This is a genomic window from Hansschlegelia beijingensis, from assembly GCF_045505405.1.
GTDB lineage: Bacteria > Pseudomonadota > Alphaproteobacteria > Rhizobiales > Methylopilaceae > Methylopila > Methylopila beijingensis_A.
Window position 1 is genome coordinate 1 of record NZ_JBJKEX010000595.1, and the last position, 1,000, is coordinate 1,000.

Here is a 1,000-nt window from a genome sequence, read left to right on the forward strand (position 1 = left end):
GACCAGCGCCTGCGACCCGACGTACAGCCCGTCATTCCCGCAGCGGCGGCGATCAGCCGATCCCGCGCGGCGCCGACTGCGGGAATGACGGGCTGGACGTCGGGTCGCAGGCGCTGGTCGCTCTCCCCCGCCAGGCTCTGGATCGGGCGCAGCGGGGAGGTCAGATAGCTCCACGCGCCCGACTGCGCCTCTGCCCGGCGCGAACCGTCCGAGACCGCGACCGTGAAGGACGGGATGGTCTGCTCGCCGGTTTCGAGCGCCGAATAGAAGGTCTGGTACTCGGCGGCGATCCGGTAGCGCGTCCCGCCTCCGGGCGCCGCCTGCTCGGTCACGTCGATCGAGCGGAGCTCCAGCGAATAGGTGAGCGGGCCCGGCCGCGGCAGGGTCGAGCCGTCGAGCTTGAAGGGGGCGTCGACGTCGACGGTCGTGGTGAGCTTCAGCACGTCGCCGAGCAGCACGCCGAACGGCCGCGGGCCTTCGGTCCGGACGCTGCGGATCTGCGCCGCCGCGGTTCCGGCCGACACCAGCAGGACCAGAGCGGCCGCAATGGCAAGCCGGGCCACTACGCGCCTCCGGAGAGCAGATAATCGGCGAAAGCGTCGGCGTCGAAACGGTCCACGAGATCGAAGGCCGGCCTGCCGTGACGCAGGAAAATCCGCTCCAGCTCCGCGCGCCGGCGGCGGCTCTTGTCGAGCCACGCCTCGCGCAGGGCCTTGCGCATCAGCACGAGACGCCGCCGCCCGGTCTCGAGGTCGCGTGTCTCCACGAGGCCGAAGGCGGGCAGCCGGCGCTCGACGGCCGTCGAGCGCACCACGATCGGCGCCACGTCGTGACGCCACAGGCCGGCGAGGAGCGCGTCCGTGGTCGCGGCGGGGAGCAGGAAATCCGAGACCACGAACACCAGCGAGCGCCGGGCGGGGAGCTGGTCCAGGCTCTCCAACAGGCCCGCGACGCCGCTCCCCTCGCCCGGCTCGCTCCTGAGCGCGCGCCACACCTCCTC

At 72.7% G+C, this 1,000-nt stretch carries 1 protein-coding gene and 1 pseudogene; both read right to left on the reverse strand.

The features are described 5' to 3' along the window. Positions 1 to 563, reverse strand: a pseudogene (locus ACIKT0_RS18955) (hypothetical protein); the annotation flags it as partial. Then, the coding region (locus tag ACIKT0_RS18960; RefSeq protein ID WP_474998514.1) for a DUF58 domain-containing protein at positions 563 to 1,000 on the reverse strand (438 nt) is incomplete at its 5' end. The gene ACIKT0_RS18960 and the pseudogene ACIKT0_RS18955, both read right to left, overlap by 1 nt.